The 15,525-nt window shown below is 59.4% G+C and carries 12 protein-coding genes and 1 riboswitch; of the genes, 7 read left to right on the forward strand and 5 right to left on the reverse strand.

Going from position 1 to position 15,525, the window contains the following annotated elements; genetic code table 11:
- Positions 1 to 160: 160 nt before the first annotated feature.
- Entirely contained in the window at positions 161 to 2,170 is a 2,010-nt protein-coding gene (locus KJF94_RS24520; protein WP_214379436.1) for a patatin-like phospholipase family protein, read from the forward strand.
- 48 nt (positions 2,171 to 2,218) lie between these two features.
- Here KJF94_RS24520 and KJF94_RS24525 read toward each other — a convergent pair whose 3' ends face one another.
- Positions 2,219 to 3,106 carry a formate/nitrite transporter family protein gene (locus KJF94_RS24525; protein WP_214379438.1) on the reverse strand — a complete coding sequence of 296 codons (888 nt, stop codon included), beginning with the start codon at positions 3,104 to 3,106 and terminating at the stop codon, positions 2,219 to 2,221.
- Between the two features lie 118 nt (positions 3,107 to 3,224).
- Entirely contained in the window at positions 3,225 to 3,629 is a 405-nt protein-coding gene (locus KJF94_RS24530; protein WP_214379440.1) for an acyl-CoA thioesterase, read from the reverse strand.
- 198 nt (positions 3,630 to 3,827) lie between these two features.
- A riboswitch (S-adenosyl-L-homocysteine riboswitch) is annotated at positions 3,828 to 3,926 on the forward strand.
- A gap of 23 nt (positions 3,927 to 3,949) precedes the next feature.
- On the opposite strand from KJF94_RS24530, the gene ahcY reads away from it, so the two are divergent.
- The 4 genes from ahcY to rhlE2 all read left to right on the forward strand — a co-directional run bounded on the left by ahcY (position 3,950) and on the right by rhlE2 (position 9,511).
- Positions 3,950 to 5,359, forward strand: a complete 1,410-nt coding sequence (gene ahcY, locus KJF94_RS24535; RefSeq protein WP_214379442.1) for an adenosylhomocysteinase — start codon at positions 3,950 to 3,952, stop codon at positions 5,357 to 5,359.
- A 196-nt stretch (positions 5,360 to 5,555) separates the two neighbouring features.
- Positions 5,556 to 6,401, forward strand: a complete 846-nt coding sequence (gene metF, locus KJF94_RS24540) for a methylenetetrahydrofolate reductase [NAD(P)H] (RefSeq protein ID WP_010466919.1) — start codon at positions 5,556 to 5,558, stop codon at positions 6,399 to 6,401.
- Positions 6,402 to 6,597: 196 nt separating this feature from the next.
- On the forward strand, positions 6,598 to 7,413 hold the full coding sequence (locus tag KJF94_RS24545) for a substrate-binding periplasmic protein (protein ID WP_214379444.1): 816 nt from the start codon (positions 6,598 to 6,600) through the stop codon (positions 7,411 to 7,413).
- Between the two features lie 223 nt (positions 7,414 to 7,636).
- A complete protein-coding gene (gene rhlE2 / locus KJF94_RS24550) occupies positions 7,637 to 9,511 on the forward strand; it encodes an RNA helicase RhlE2 (RefSeq protein WP_214379446.1) in 1,875 nt (624 codons plus the stop codon).
- A gap of 253 nt (positions 9,512 to 9,764) precedes the next feature.
- Here the strand turns inward: rhlE2 and KJF94_RS24555 are convergent, their stop codons facing one another.
- The 3 genes from KJF94_RS24555 to KJF94_RS24565 all read right to left on the reverse strand — a co-directional run bounded on the left by KJF94_RS24555 (position 9,765) and on the right by KJF94_RS24565 (position 12,960).
- Positions 9,765 to 10,361 carry a YceI family protein gene (locus KJF94_RS24555; RefSeq protein ID WP_214379448.1) on the reverse strand — a complete coding sequence of 199 codons (597 nt, stop codon included), beginning with the start codon at positions 10,359 to 10,361 and terminating at the stop codon, positions 9,765 to 9,767.
- A gap of 31 nt (positions 10,362 to 10,392) precedes the next feature.
- Positions 10,393 to 10,944, reverse strand: coding sequence for a cytochrome b (locus tag KJF94_RS24560; protein ID WP_214379450.1), 552 nt, complete (start codon positions 10,942 to 10,944; stop codon positions 10,393 to 10,395).
- 252 nt (positions 10,945 to 11,196) lie between these two features.
- Positions 11,197 to 12,960 carry a flavin monoamine oxidase family protein gene (locus KJF94_RS24565; protein ID WP_214379452.1) on the reverse strand — a complete coding sequence of 588 codons (1,764 nt, stop codon included), beginning with the start codon at positions 12,958 to 12,960 and terminating at the stop codon, positions 11,197 to 11,199.
- Positions 12,961 to 13,182: 222 nt separating this feature from the next.
- Between KJF94_RS24565 and KJF94_RS24570 the strand changes: the two genes are divergently transcribed.
- Positions 13,183 to 14,589: an adenosylmethionine--8-amino-7-oxononanoate transaminase gene (locus KJF94_RS24570; protein ID WP_214379454.1), complete on the forward strand. Its 1,407-nt coding sequence runs from the start codon at positions 13,183 to 13,185 to the stop codon at positions 14,587 to 14,589.
- A 177-nt stretch (positions 14,590 to 14,766) separates the two neighbouring features.
- The gene (locus KJF94_RS24575) at positions 14,767 to 15,486 is read left to right on the forward strand and encodes a 16S rRNA (uracil(1498)-N(3))-methyltransferase (protein WP_214379456.1); all 720 of its coding nucleotides are present in this window, start codon (positions 14,767 to 14,769) and stop codon (positions 15,484 to 15,486) included.
- The last annotated feature ends 39 nt before the right edge of the window (positions 15,487 to 15,525 follow it).

The following is a 15,525-nucleotide window of genomic DNA, read 5'->3' on the forward strand; positions in this document are numbered from 1 at the left end:
TAGCCGATTGGACAGTGCATTCTGAAAGGCTCGCGCCAGAGCCTTTCGGACCGTTTCAAAAGCGTCTTTCGCGATATTATTTCCAATTGCTGCGCAGAGTTTTGACGCGTCCATACACGTCTAAAGTGTCACTTCCGGTATTCCTCAAGGAAGAGACAGCATGCCCATTTCCGTCAACAGCCATCTAACTTCGATACGTCCTGCAAGCATCTCGAGCGTCCCCCCTGCGGCCTCACCTACTCATTCGATAGACCATGACTGGGGTGATTTCATAACGGGGGCTACGCGAACCGTTCAAGGTAAGTGCGAAATACTGGCGCAACCACCTACCGATCGAGGGCTGTCGATTCGTCGTTTTGAAAACGGCGTGGTCGAAATGGACCTCAAGCTCCCCGATATCGAACGCCTGGTACTCAGCGGCGGCGGCGCCAAGGGCGTCGCCTTCTCCGGTATGGTCAAAGCGCTGGAGGAGAGTGGAGCCTTGGGCAAGATCCGAATCATCTCCGGCTCGTCAGCCGGCGCTATTTCTGCGGCTTTCCTGGCCAGCGGCATGGGTCACGCAGACTTCGACAAGATGTCGGACGAAACCAACCTCGTTTCGCTGCTCGACAGTCAGAGCAAAGTGCTGGGACCGATACAGCACGCCAGCTCCACCCTTGGCAAAGGCATCGCAAAGATCCCGGGCAAAGCCGGCACCATCGGCAGGTTACTGTTCGATCTGTTACCTCGTTTCCAATCCAAAGCCCTGCCGCTGGAAGCACTGATCCGCGAAAAAATGGTTGAGTCGGTCCAGTCACACTTCAACCACTCCCTGGAAGGTTTACCGCGGCCACTTTCTAGAGCGGACGACGCATTGGAACAAATAGAACAAAACCGTTATGTGACCTTCGACAATCTGGCCGCGCTTAGCGAAGAGAAGCCTCAAATCAAGCAACTGCACATCACCGGCACGGCCATGTTTGACGAACGCCCCCAGATGGTGGTGTTCAATGCCAGTCTGACCCCGGACCTGGACGTGGCTCGTGCGGCGCATATTTCAGGTTCATTGCCCGTCGTATTCCAAAAGCCTACGGAACAACAATTACCCTTTCAGGCTGACGGAGAGCGGACTGCATTTCAGGACGGGGGGATCATGCTCAATACACCGGTCATGGATCTTTACGAGCCTCAATTCCCGATGAGCGCAATTCCCGAAAGCGATCAGTTGATTCTCAAGTTTCAGAGCGGGAACGCCGGCAAAAAAAACGATCGCGGCACATTGTCTTCGGCCATGGCCGACAAGTTCGTCGGCGTACGCTACTCGGCTCGGGATGCACAAGAAGCCAATGGCATCAAAACATTCGCAAGTAAAACCGTCACTGTTCCTCTGAGGACCGAAAAGGGTGACTTCACGGGGGCGTTACAAGGCACCGTCAACTTCAGCATGCCGCTAGAGCACAAAAACCACCTGCAGCAGAAACTGCAACTTGAAGTTGGTAACTACTTGGGGCGCCGTGACCATAAAGAAACGTACACCTTCAACTCCATTGGCGGTGCACTGCTGGCGCTGGATGATCCGCTGTTCGAAGCGGTGGCGCTTGAGCTGAAGAACGATGAGGGTTCCACAGCCGTCATCACCTTCCGGCAGCAAGCCCAACAGGCGCTGACAGATCTGAAAAACGCCCTGGTTGATGCAAAAGCCACAACGAATGACACGCTGACACTCACCACAGAAATGCGTAAAGCGATGGCGAGCCTGGATCAGATCGGCGACGTTCCAGGAAAAATCGATTGGCTGGCGAAAAAGCTCAACCACGAAAACGATCCGGATTACATCGAGCTGTTGCAAGCCGTTAAACGCATGGATGCCGGGGCTACAGGGCCAAAGTCCGTGGTAATGACCGAGGCGATCAAGGAAATGGGCCAGCGCGACATCGTCACCAAGACTGAAAACTTCATTCGCGAAGTGATTTACCCCTCCCTGTATCGCTCTCGTCAGCCCGACGTCAACGTCAAGCTGTTGAACCAGGCCATCGTTGACTTGCGAGAAGCCCGGAGCGACAAGGATTACAACGTTGTACTGAGTCGAATTGCCGATCGGTACGTCTCCCGCACTGCCCTGTCCTCATCGCGCCCTTCCCACTCGACAACAGTCGATCAGGCCCGCGCATGGCTGATCCCTGACAGATAACCGAAAATTCCCGCACGGCCCGGGCGAGCGCCGATGCCTCGCCCGGCCTCATGGCCTGGCGTCCTCGTCAGCGGTCTTCCTGGCTTCGCTTCCCTTCTCTTTAGGCGCGCCGCTTTCACTGCGAATCTGCGCATGGCTGATCAGCGCAAAAATAAAGCTGCCACCGATGATGTTGCCCGCCAGCGTCGGACCGGCGAACACCAGCCAGAAATCCTTCCACGGCAGTTCCCCGGCAAAGACCAGATACGAAACCTCGGCCGAACCGACCACGATGTGGGTGAAGTCCCCCAGCGCCATGAAATAGGTGATGAGGATGATGATCCACATCTTGGCGCTCTCCATGGACGGGATCATCCAGACCATGGTGGCGATCATCCAGCCCGAGACGATGCCCTTGGCGAACATCTGGCTGGCATCGTTTTCCATGACCTTGCGGCCGATGTCGAGGAAGGCCAGGTCGGTCTTGCTGTCGAAAATCGGCAGATGCAGCATCACATACGCTACCAGCAGCGTGCCACAGAGGTTGCCCACCAACACCACCGACCACAACCGCAGTAACCGGCCGAAGTTACCCAGTGTGGGTTTGCTCATGATCGGCAGCACGGCCGTCAGGGTGTTTTCGGTGAACAGTTGCTGGCGGGCGAGGATCACCGCGAGAAAACCGGCGCAGTAGCCGAAACTGGCGATGACCTTGAAGCCTTCGGCGTCCGGCAGGCGGGAATTGAGCAACCCCATGGCCATCAGCGAAAGCCCCATGGTCAGGCCGGCGGCCAACGCCGACCACCACAGCGCGGCGACGCTGCGCTCAAGCTCCTGGTCGCCTTGGGTGCGGATGATTTCGTGCAGCACCGCTGCGCGTGGAGGCTGGTTTTTTTCGACCTCATGCTGTTCTTTCGCCGAGAGGTCGGGGGTCTTGCCTTCTTTTTGCGTGTCCATTGAAGCTCCTGAACCTGTGGCGTGTCATGTAGGTACGACACGTTGGCTTCGGTGCTGTTCAGTGGTCCGCTGAATCAATGTGGGAGCTAGCCTGCTAGCGATGGGCACACCGCCGATCTCACTCGGTGATGCCATCATCCTGAAACTGATCCTTGACGTACTTGATCTCGGTCCGGCCATGCGGCGCAGGCAAGCCGTCCTCACCCAGATTGACGAAGACCATCTTCTCCACCGTCAGGATGCTTTTGCGGGTGATCTTGTTACGCACTTCGCAGGTCAGGGTGATCGACGTACGGCCGAACTCGGTGGCGGTGATGCCCAGTTCGATGATGTCGCCCTGGCGCGAAGCGCTGACGAAGTTGATTTCGGAAATGTACTTGGTGACCACGCGTTGATTGCCCAACTGGACGATCGCGTAGATCGCCGCTTCTTCGTCGATCCAGCGCAACAGGCTGCCGCCGAACAGCGTGCCGTTGGGGTTGAGGTCTTCGGGTTTTACCCATTTGCGGGTGTGGAAATTCATATTCACTCCTGACCGTCTTGCCGATTGATGCCGCCCATCATGGCAGAGCCCGGACTAGAGCTCTATTGAGCATCGACTATGGTCTCGATTACCGTTCGGACATTGACCTGCAGAAAGGCTTTGGAAGATCAGCATAGCCCGCTATAATCGCCCCCGTTTCAAAACGGTAACGTTCCATTGATACCGTTTTCCCGCCACCTGTCCGAGGGGCGCTGCAGCAGGTTCGACCTGTCAGGCTCGGATGGGGCGTTGCCTGGCCACGGCCAGACACTAAACGCACAACGGCGCCCATTCGCATACATTACGAATGGAGGCTCATCATGAGCGCTGTTATCACGCCTGCAGATTTTAACGATTACAAAGTCGCCGACATGTCCCTGGCTGCCTGGGGCCGTCGCGAAACCATCATCGCTGAATCCGAAATGCCAGCCCTGATGGGTCTGCGCCGCAAGTACTCCGCCGAGCAACCGCTCAAAGGCGCGAAAATCCTCGGCTGCATCCACATGACCATTCAGACTGCCGTGCTGATCGAAACCCTGGTTGCCCTGGGTGCCGAAGTGCGTTGGTCGTCCTGCAACATTTTCTCGACTCAGGACCAGGCCGCTGCCGCTATCGCTGCTGCCGGTATTCCGGTTTTCGCCTGGAAAGGCGAAACTGAAGAAGAGTACGAGTGGTGCCTGGAGCAAACCATCCTGAAAGATGGCGCGCCTTGGGATGCCAACATGATCCTCGACGACGGCGGCGACCTGACCGAGCTGCTGCACAAGAAATACCCGGCGATCCTGGACCGCGTCCACGGCGTCACCGAAGAAACCACCACCGGCGTTCACCGCCTGCTGGACATGCTGGCCAAGGGCGAGCTGAAAATCCCGGCCATCAACGTCAACGACTCGGTGACCAAGAGCAAGAACGACAACAAGTATGGCTGCCGTCACAGCCTGAACGACGCGATCAAGCGCGGCACCGACCACCTGCTGTCCGGCAAGCAAGCGCTGGTCATCGGTTACGGTGACGTGGGCAAGGGCTCCGCTCAGTCCCTGCGTCAGGAAGGCATGATCGTTAAAGTCTCCGAAGTCGACCCGATCTGCGCCATGCAAGCCTGCATGGACGGCTACGAGCTGGTTTCGCCGTTCATCGACGGCATCAACGACGGCACCGAAGCAAGCATCGACAAAGCGCTGCTGGGCAAGATCGACCTGATCGTGACCACCACCGGCAACGTCAATGTTTGCGACGCGAACATGCTCAAAGCCCTGAAGAAGCGTGCTGTTGTCTGCAACATCGGTCACTTCGACAACGAAATCGACACCGCTTTCATGCGCAAGAACTGGGCATGGGAAGAAGTGAAGCCGCAGGTTCACAAAATCCACCGTACCGGTCCTGGCGCATTCGATGCCCAGAACGACGACTACCTGATCCTGCTGGCCGAAGGCCGTCTGGTTAACCTGGGTAACGCAACCGGTCACCCAAGCCGCATCATGGACGGTTCGTTCGCCAACCAGGTTCTGGCGCAGATCTTCCTGTTCGGCCAGAAGTACGCCGACCTGTCGCCAGCCCAGAAAGCCGAGCGCCTGACCGTTGAAGTACTGCCGAAGAAACTCGACGAAGAAGTGGCCCTGGAAATGGTCCGCGGTTTCGGCGGCGTCGTGACTCAACTGACCAAGACCCAGGCCGACTACATCGGCGTGACTGTTGAAGGTCCGTTCAAGCCGCACGCTTACCGCTACTGATTCGACCTGCTGCCTGCTCTCCCTTGTGGGAGCGGGTTTGTGTGGCGAGGGAGCTTGCTCCCGCTCGACTGCGAAGCAGTCGCAAAGCTTTGGGGACGCTGCGCGACCCAGCGGGAGCAAGCTCCCTCGCCACACAAGCCCGCTCCCACATTGGGACGTGCAAGCCTCCGGCTTACGTGTTTCCAAGGATATGACCATGTCCCAAGACCGTCGCTACAGTTTCGAGTTCTTCCCTACGAAGACCGACGCTGGGCATGAAAAGCTGCTCGCCACTGCTCGTCAGCTGGCCACGTACAACCCCGACTTCTTCTCCTGCACCTATGGCGCTGGCGGTTCGACCCGTGATCGAACCCTCAACACCGTGTTGCAGCTCGAAAGCGAAGTCAAAGTCCCTGCCGCACCGCATCTGTCCTGCGTGGGCGACAGCAAGGACGACTTGCGCGGCCTGCTGGCGCAATACAAGGCAGCCGGCATCAAGCGTATTGTTGCCCTGCGCGGCGACCTGCCTTCGGGCATGGGCATGGCCAGCGGTGAAATGCGCCACGCTAACGACCTGGTTGAATTCATTCGTGAAGAGACCGGCGATCATTTCCACATCGAAGTCGCCGCTTACCCGGAAATGCATCCGCAAGCGCGCAATTTCGAAGACGATCTGAACAACTTCGTGCGCAAGGCCAACGCTGGCGCCGACAGCGCGATCACCCAGTACTTCTTCAACGCCGACAGCTACTTCTACTTCGTCGAGCGCGTACGGGCGATGGGCGTGAACATCCCGATCGTGCCGGGGATCATGCCGATCACCAACTACAGCAAGCTCGCGCGCTTCTCCGATGCCTGCGGTGCGGAAATCCCGCGCTGGATCCGCAAGCAACTGGAAGCCTACGGCGACGACACCCAGAGCATTCAAGGCTTTGGTGAGCAAGTCATCACCGAGATGTGTGAACGCCTGCTGCAAGGTGGCGCTCCGGGGCTGCACTTCTACACACTGAACCAGGCTGAAGCGAGTCTGGCGGTGTGGAACAACCTGAAGCTGCCGCGCTAAACATCGTTACACGCAAGATCAAAAGATCGCAGTCTTCGGCAGCGCCTGCATTCGGGATTGTTTAATCCCTGTAGGCGCTGCGGAAGTCTGCGATTTTTTGCTTTTCACGCGCTTTTATTGTGATGCAACACACGGAGATAGAGCATCTGCAGGCGGTTTCTGGCTCTTTCCCGTTTCTCGTCGTAATCTCAAGCCCATGCCATTGATCCCGCAGTTAATCGCCGTGCTGGTTTTCACTTGCCTGAGCTTCGCCGCTCGGGGCGAGAAATTGCGCATTGTCACCGAACCATGGGCGCCTTACGTCTATGAGGAAAACGGCAAATCACTGGGCCTGGACTACGAAACCACGGCCATCGTCTTCAAGCGCCTGGGGATCGAAGTCGAGTGGCAGTTCCTGCCATGGAAACGCTGCCTGTCGATGCTCGAAACCGGCCAGGCCGATGGCGCGCTGGACATTTTTCACAGCGAAGAGCGCGACGCCACCCTGCTCTACCCCAGCGAACCGCTCTCGGAAGTCCAGTTCGTGATGTTTTACGCCAACGAGCGACCTCATCCGTTTCGCACCCTCGAGGACCTGAAAGGCCTGACCATCGGCACGTCGCCGGGCTATCTGTACAGCCCGGACTTTCGCGAATCGACCCTGTTCACTCGCGAACCGGCGCCCACCCATGAAGCCAACTTCGGCAAACTGGTGCGCGGGCGGATCGATCTGCTGATCACCGATCGCCGGGTCGGCCAGCATTTGCTCGACGAATTGAACATCCGCGACCAGATCAGCGAAAACCCGACCATCATCAGCCAACAAAGCCAATTCCTGGCGGTGCGCCGCAATGCGGGCATGGACTTGCTGGTGCAACGCTTCGGCGCCGAACTCAAGCGGTTCAAGCGCGAGCCCGCCTACGCCGAACTGAGTGCCCGTTATGGCGCCGATCCGGCAGTCAGCACGAAAGCCGCCAGGGCCACCGCCGCCCGCGGAAAAACCGTTGAGCAGCAGGAAAGCGGCGCGCAGTGATTGCTCTGTTATACTCCGGCCTTCCCGCCAGGCTCACGCCCGGACGCTCGGACTTGTTCAAGGCATCTCGACCCCGCTACAGCGCAGCTTTTCAGCCCGCGCGAGCGCTCCAGACGAGCTTTCAAGGCCCAGCAGGACCGGACGGGATTGCGTTCCTCTTAAACGCCATTCGCGCCAGGCAAGACTCCCATTGGGCCAAGCCCTAACTAAAACAGGATTACTCATGTCCTTTGCTTCCCTCGGTCTCTCCGAGGCTTTAGTCCGCGCCATCGAGGCAGCGGGCTATACCGAGCCTACTCCGGTGCAACAGCGGGCCATTCCCGCCGTGTTGCAAGGTCGCGACCTGATGGTTGCGGCTCAGACAGGTACTGGTAAAACCGGCGGCTTCGCCCTTCCGATTCTGGAGCGGTTGTTTCCGGGCGGTCACCCGGACAAATCCCAGCGTCACGGCCCGCGCCAGCCACGCGTGCTGGTCCTGACCCCAACCCGCGAACTCGCGGCTCAAGTTCACGAGAGCTTCAAGGTCTATGCCCGTGACCTGAAGTTCGTCAGCGCCTGCATCTTCGGCGGCGTCGGCATGAACCCGCAGGTTCAGGCCATGTCCCGTGGTGTTGACGTGTTGGTGGCCTGCCCCGGCCGCCTGCTCGACCTCGCCGGTCAAGGCAGCGTCGACTTGTCCCACGTGGAAATCCTCGTGCTGGACGAAGCCGACCGCATGCTCGACATGGGCTTTGTCCATGACGTGAAGAAGGTCCTGGCCCGCCTCCCGGCCAAGCGTCAGAACCTGCTGTTCTCGGCGACGTTCTCCAAGGACATCACCGACCTCGCCGGCAAGCTGCTGCACAACCCGGAACGCATCGAAGTCACGCCGCCGAACACCACGGTCGAGCGCATCGAACAGCGTGTGTTTCGTCTGGCCGCCAGCCACAAGCGTTCGCTGTTGGCGCACCTGATCACCGCGGGCGCCTGGGAACAGGTGCTGGTGTTCACCCGCACCAAGCACGGCGCCAACCGTCTGGCCGAATACCTGGACAAACACGGCCTGAGCGCAGTGGCGATCCACGGCAACAAGAGCCAGAACGCGCGCACCAAAGCCCTGGCCGACTTCAAGGCTGGCGAAGTGCGCATCCTGGTTGCCACCGACATCGCCGCTCGCGGCCTCGACATCGATCAGTTGCCACACGTGGTCAACTTCGAGCTGCCGAACGTCGACGAAGATTACGTTCACCGCATCGGCCGTACCGGCCGTGCCGGTCGTTCGGGCGAGGCGATCTCGCTGGTGGCTCCGGACGAAGAAAAGCTGCTGAAAAGCATCGAACGCATGACCAAGCAGAAAATCGCCGACGGCGACCTGATGGGCTTCGATTCCAGCGCTGTGGAAGCCGAGAAACCGGAAGTCCGCGAGCGTCCGGATGTGCGTAACCCGCGCAACCCACGTGGCCCGCGCGGCGACGGTCCGAACGGCAGCGGCGGTGGCGGCGGTCGTAAAGACAAGGGCAAGGACAAGGGCGGCAAGGAAAAACCTGCAGCCAGCGGTCGTGGCGAGCGTCCGGCCCGTGAGCAGAAACCACGCGAAGGCACTCCGGCTCGCGAGCAACAGCGTCCGGCGCCACGCGCTGCCGCTGATCGCGCTCCGGACGAGTTCCTGGACGACGATGTCGATAACTTCGGTAACCGCGTCGACTACGTGCCTCAAGCCAAGCCGGCTCAGGGCCGTGGTCGCCGTCCGGGTGCTCCGGCACAAGGTTCGGCCGCTGGCGCTGGTGCTCCGCGCACTGGCGGCAAGCCTCAGGGTCGCCAAAGCGGTCCTCGCAGCAGCGACGGCGCCACCACTGGCACGCCGCCGGCCAAGCGCAGCGGTCCACGTAACGGCGCTCCACGTGACGGTCAGGCCCGTCGCGAAGAAGGCCGCAATCGTCGCCCGGCGCGTGATGACCAGCCGCGTTCGGAACCGGCCGTGCAAAACCCGCGTGGTCCGGCACCGAAGATCATTCACAAGGAGTCGAAAACCGATCGTTTCCCGACTCCTGAGCAGCTTGATCAACTGCCAGGCCGTCCGCGTGGTGAAAAACCAGCGTTGCTGACTCGCAACCGCTGAGTTTTCCCCAGCCATAAAAAATGCCCCTGATCTCACGATCCGGGGCATTTTTTTATGCATCATCAACCCCCCTGTGGGAGCGAGCCTGCTCGCGATGGCGGTAGATCAGCCAATAGAGATGTTGAATGTTAAGACGCTATCGCGAGCAGGCTCGCTCCCACAGGGGATTTGCATAGATCCTCCAGGTTTTGCCAGGCAATAAAAAACGCCCCCGATCGCGAGATCGGGGGCGTTTTTGTTCAAGCGGCGAAAGTTACTTCGCTTTCACACCTTCAAACGTCACGTACAGTTCGACCGCGTCGGACGATGGGCCCAGGTCTTTCTGCTTGCCGAAGTCGGAACGCTTGATGCTGGTAGTGCCTTCGAAGCCGGCACGGTAGCCGCCCCATGGATCCTTGCCTTCACCCAGGAAGGTGGCCTTGACCACGACTGGCTTGGTGACGCCTGCGATGGTCAGATCACCCGCCACGTCGGCAGTGTCTTTGCCCGCGGCATTTTTGCCGGTGGATTTGACGCTGGTGGAAACAAATGTGGCTTTAGCGAACTTGCTCGCGTTCAGGAAATCACCGCTGGCGATGTGCTTGTCGCGCTCGGCGTTGTTGGTGAACACGCTGGCGGTGTTCACATTGAACTCGATCTTGCTGGCTTCAGGCTTGGCAGCGTCGAAGCTGAACTTGCCGTCGATGTCCTTGAAGGTACCGGTGATGTAGCTGTAGCCCAGGTGGCTGATCTTGAAGTCAACGAAGGCGTGCTGGCCTTCCTTGTCGACGACGTAGTCAGCAGCCATTACGTGACCGGCGGACAGCAGAGCGGAACCGATTGCCAGAGCGGCGAGGGTCTTTTTCAACATGCTTTCTATTCCTTTGAGTCGAGGTTGAACTTCAGGCTTTGCGGCCCAGCATTCGAGTGAGGGTCGCATCACGATCGATAAAGTGGTGCTTCAATGCTGCCAACGCATGGAGACCGGAAAAAATTACCAGTACCCACGCCAGATACAGATGAATCACACCGGCGGTGTCTGCCTGGTCCGGTAGTCCGGACACCAGCGCAGGAACTTCAAACAGGCCAAACACCGGAATCCCGACACCGTCTGCGGTGGAAATCAGGTAACCGGCAATCATCACAGCAAACAGGCCGAGGTACAGGAACGAATGGCCGAACTTCGCGCCGATGCGCGTCAGGCGGCTATAGCTTTCCAGTGTGGGCGGCGGCGGGCTGATGAAACGCCAGATCACCCGAAGAAACATCACCGCCAACAACACCAGGCCAATACTCTTGTGCAGGTCCGGCGCGTCTTTGCGCCAGACGCTGTAGTAGTCGAGTCCGACCATCCACAACCCCAACGCGAACAGACCGAAGACCGCCAGCGCCACGCCCCAATGCATGAAGATGCTGACCCAACCGTAGCGGGAAGAAGAGTTACGTAGCTGCATGCCCAAATCCTGTGAGAACTGCGACCAAGACTATCGAGTTATCTATCGATTTAAAGCGGAAAATTTCGCTTTGAAATATCGAGAAATACGATCAAGAGTCTGAAATGGGTGAGTTAAGGAAAGATTAAAGACCAATGTGTGAAAAAAGATGACGTCCAAATGAAGAACACCTCCGCCATGAGGTTTATTCAGTTCTTTTCTTCAGGCATAAAAAAACGCGGCATTTCTGCCGCGTTTCCTTAATCCAAAAGCTTACTGCGCTTTGGTATCGGCCACAGCGGGCTTGGCCGCAGGCTTCTTCGCCGTTTCAGCTTTTTTCGCCGGGGTTTTAGCCGGCGCTTTTTTGGCTTCGGTTTTGGCAGCAGGCTTTTTCGCCGGCGCTTTGGCCGGAGCCTTCTTGGCTGGCTCGGCTTTCACCGGTGCTGCAGGCTTCGGTGCTTCCACTGGCGCAGGTGCCGGGGTGGCCACTGGAGCTGGCGCCGGTGCTGGCGGTGTGACCGGCTCTGGTGCCTTGACCGGCTCCGGCTTCTTGTCCTCATCGGAGGATCCACCAAACAGATTGCTGAAGAAGTTGCCCTTCTTCGCCGCCACTGCTCCGGCCGCAACAGCAGTCGCTGCCGGAACAACTTTCGCCGGCTCAAACGACTTGCCCGCCGCCAGGTCTTCAACCTGACTGGCTGCGCGCTGACCGGTGCGCAATGCGCCTTCCAGCGTGCCTGGGTACAACGTGTCGGTGTGTTCGCCAGCGAACGCTACGCGTTGCAGCGGACGTTCCCACAGGCGCCAGTACTTGCTGATCTGGCCCGGGCCAAAGGCCAGGTAAGCGCCGCCCATCGACGGATCGGTACTGTAGCGACGGATTTCATAGCCAGTGAACGAACCGCGTGCCTGTGGATAAAACGCATGCAAACGAATCAGCACCTGATCGGCCATCTGCTTGTCGCCGAAGGCCTGCATCACCCGTGCATTGTCGCCGGACAGGTTGATCACCACGTTGGCACCGCCCTTCAGGGCTGGCTCGACCCACAACATGCCCAGTCCGGTGTTGCTGTAGATCTCGCCGGACATGCGCGCCTTGCTTTCCCATACTGGCGTCTTGAACTTCAGCATGATCTGGTCGCGCCAACCGTAGTTGGTGCCTTTGATGGCGCCCATGTGCTGAGCATCCAGCGCCGGGGTCATCTGGATCTTGCTCAGGGCACGCAATGGCACGGCGACCACGACGTAGTCAGCCTGATAGCCAACGCTGCCGACTTTGACGGTCACGCCATCCTTGTCCTGGGTAATGGACGAGACCGGGGAGCTTGTCTTGATGGTTTTCAGTTGTTTGACGAAAGCTTGTGCCAACACCGGGCTGCCGCCGAGCAGGCGCGAAGCACGCAGGTCACGGTCGGACACACCGCGATAAACCCGGCTCTGTTGTGCGTAATACAGCAGCGACAGGCGCGAAGGTTCGTCATAACGGGTACGAATTTGCTGATTGATCAACTGCCGAGCCGTGGCTGGCAGCGTCAAACGGTCGAGCCAGTTGGAGACGTTGATCTGATCCAGGGCATGCAGCGTGCTGTTCGCCGCCGGGTTCTGCGGGTCTTCGATCGAGCGCGCCAGATCGTCCAGGGTCTTTTCGTAGCGCTTGAGCGCATCGCTGGTGGCCGGTTCCTTGGTGGCCAGATCAGCGGCGGTGTAATACACGCCGTCGATCAGGTAGCTCGGCGTGCGCACGAATTCCGGCGCCGGCGTGGTGCTCAGCTTGAAGGTCGAGACGTACTTGTTCAGCACCGGCTGGGTCTTGTCGTTGCCGATCCATTCGCTGGTGGCCATGCCGGAGCGGCCGCCGAGGCTCGGCTTGGCTTCCAGCAGGGTGACCTGCCAGCCCTTGTTCTGCAGTTCGTACGCCGCCGTCAGGCCCGCAAGCCCGCCGCCGATCACGATCGCCGTTTTATCCTTGGCCAGCGCAGACACGCTGAACAGCCCCAACATCACCAGCGCACAGGCGCGCAGCCAACCAGCAGACATTCAGCGAACTCCGGAAATACACGTAGGAAAAACGGTTTTGCGAGTCAGACGACTCAAAGAACCGCGAAGAATACGTTAGCCATCATTGGGCCGCCAGCGACGTCTATCGCCCTATACAAAGTAGCTCAATCGACACAATGGGTTGTTCCCGCGCGACGCATTGCATAGGCTTGCGCGATTGTAGGTCCGCGCCTGTCACGGACCGCCTCGAGGAGACTGAACATGGGCCTGAATAATCAGTGGATGCAACGCGATCTCGCGGTGTTGTGGCATCCCTGCACCCAGATGAAAGACCACGAACAGTTGCCGCTGATCCCGATCAAGCGCGGTGAAGGCGTGTGGCTGGAAGACTTCGAAGGCAAACGCTACCTCGACGCGGTCAGCTCCTGGTGGGTCAACGTGTTTGGCCACGCCAACCCGCGCATCAACCAGCGCATCAAGGATCAGGTCGATCAGCTGGAGCACGTGATCCTCGCCGGTTTCAGCCATCAGCCAGTGATCGAGTTATCCGAGCGCCTGGTGAAGATGACGCCGGAAGGCCTGACCCGATGCTTCTACGCCGATAACGGTTCGTCCTGCATCGAAGTCGCGCTGAAAATGAGCTTTCACTACTGGCTCAACCGCGGCCAGCCGAACAAGAAGCGCTTCGTCACCCTGACCAACAGCTACCACGGCGAGACCATGGCGGCGATGTCGGTGGGCGACGTGCCGCTGTTCACCGAGACCTACAAGGCGCTGTTGCTGGACACCATCAAGGTGCCGAGCCCCGATTGCTACCTGCGCCCGGAAGGCATGAGTTGGGAAGAGCATTCACGCAACATGTTTGCCGCGATGGAGCAGACGCTGGCGGAGAACCACGACACCGTCGCGGCGGTGATCGTCGAGCCGCTGATCCAGGGCGCCGGCGGCATGCGCATGTATCACCCGGTATATTTGAAGCTGCTGCGCGAAGCCTGTGACCGTTACGGCGTGCACCTGATCCACGACGAAATCGCCGTCGGCTTCGGCCGCACCGGGACCATGTTTGCCTGTGAACAGGCCGGCATCCGCCCGGACTTTCTCTGTCTGTCCAAGGCCCTGACCGGCGGTTACCTGCCGCTGGCGGCCTGCGTGACCACCGAAGATGTCTACAGCGCGTTCTACGACGACTACCCGACCCTGCGCGCGTTCCTGCATTCCCACAGCTACACCGGCAATCCGCTGGCGTGCGCGGCGGCATTGGCGACGCTGGATATCTTCGAAGAAGACAACGTCATCGAAAACAACAAGGCGCTGGCACAGCGCATGGCCTCGTCTACCGCACATTTGGCCGATCACCCGAACGTCTCGGAAGTGCGGCAGACCGGCATGGTGCTGGCCATCGAGATGGTCAAGGACAAGGCGACCAAGGAAGCTTATCCGTGGCAGGAACGTCGTGGCTTGAAGGTGTTCCAGCATGCGTTGGAGCGAGGTGCTTTACTCCGACCGTTGGGCAGCGTTGTGTATTTCCTGCCGCCGTACGTGATCACGCCGGAGCAGATCGATTTTCTGGCGGAAGTGGCCAGTGAAGGGATCGACATCGCGACCCGCAATAGCGTGAGCGTGTCGGTGCCGAAGGATTTCCATCCCGGCTTCCGTGATCCGGGCTAAAAGTCACCGAGAAACCCTGTGGCGAGGGAGCTTGCTCCCGCTGGGTCGCGAAGCGGCCCCGCTTATCCCTGGAAAGAAGGGGACTGCTGCGCAGTCCAGCGGGAGCAAGCTCCCTCGCCACAAAAGCCAGCCACATTTGCGACTTGATCCAACTTACTGATTCAGTAGAGACCCAGCATGAGACTGTCCCGCTTCTTTATCGACGCCCCCCTGAGCACCGGCCAACACGAGTTGCCCGAGGCTCAGGCCCATTACATCAGCCGCGTACTGCGCATGGCCGAGGGCGATGCTTTGCAATTGTTCGACGGCTCGGGCCATGAGTTTCGCGCCACGCTGGTGGAGGTCGGCAAGAAGCGCGTCGTGGTGCAGATCGATGAAAGCTTCGCCGGTCAGGTCGAATCCCCGCTGCAGATCCATCTCGGCCAGGGTTTGTCCCGTGGCGAGCGGATGGATTGGGCGATCCAGAAAGCCACTGAACTGGGCGTGACCGAAATCACCCCGATCTTCAGCGACCGTTGCGAAGTCCGGCTGAAGGACGAGCGCGCCGACAAACGCCTGTTGCACTGGCGTCAGGTGGCGATCAGCGCGTGCGAGCAGTGCGGGCGGGCACGGGTGCCGGTGATTCATCCGCCGGTGTTGTTGGCGGACTGGTTGAAGCAGACCGAGGCGGATTTGAAGTTGGTGCTGCATCCGGTGGCAGAGCCGTTGGTGAGTCATGCGAAGCCTGGGACGCTGGCGTTTCTGATCGGGCCTGAGGGTGGGTTGTCGGATGCCGAAGTGGATCAGGCCAAGGGCAGCGGCTTCCACGCCGCCCGCCTCGGCCCGCGGGTGTTGCGCACCGAGACTGCGCCGGTGGTTGCACTGGCGGTTGCCCAGCAACTTTGGGGTGATTTCTAGGCCGCCATCGCTAGCAGGCTAGCTCCCACATTGAATTTT

This window comes from Pseudomonas hormoni (assembly GCF_018502625.1).
GTDB lineage: Bacteria > Pseudomonadota > Gammaproteobacteria > Pseudomonadales > Pseudomonadaceae > Aquipseudomonas > Aquipseudomonas hormoni.